The 321-nt window shown below is 60.4% G+C and carries 1 protein-coding gene; it reads left to right on the top strand.

Annotated elements, in window-relative coordinates:
• A partial coding sequence (locus tag I3F54_RS31955) for a cbb3-type cytochrome c oxidase subunit I (protein ID WP_240122417.1) occupies nucleotides 1–321 on the top strand: 321 nt, incomplete at both ends.

Below are 321 nucleotides of genomic sequence, written 5' to 3'. Positions count from 1 at the left end.
TGTGGCAGCACCTCTTCTGGTTCTTCGGCCATCCGGAGGTGTACATCATCGCCCTGCCGTTCTTCGGTGTCATCTCGGAGATCATCCCGGTCTTCAGCCGCAAGCCGATGTTCGGTTACATGGGCCTGATCGCCGCGACCATCTCGATCGCCGGCCTGTCGGTGACGGTGTGGGCGCACCACATGTACGTCACCGGTGGTGTGCTGCTGCCGTTCTTCTCCTTCATGACCTTCCTGATCGCCGTCCCGACCGGCGTGAAGTTCTTCAACTGGATCGGCACGATGTGGAAGGGCTCGCTGTCCTTCGAGACACCGATGCTGT

The organism is Streptomyces sp. MUM 2J, assembly GCF_022414535.1.
Taxonomy (GTDB): domain Bacteria; phylum Actinomycetota; class Actinomycetes; order Streptomycetales; family Streptomycetaceae; genus Streptomyces.
The sequence above is the reverse complement of the archived record's forward strand: the minus strand, read 5'-3'. Positions and strand labels throughout refer to the sequence as shown.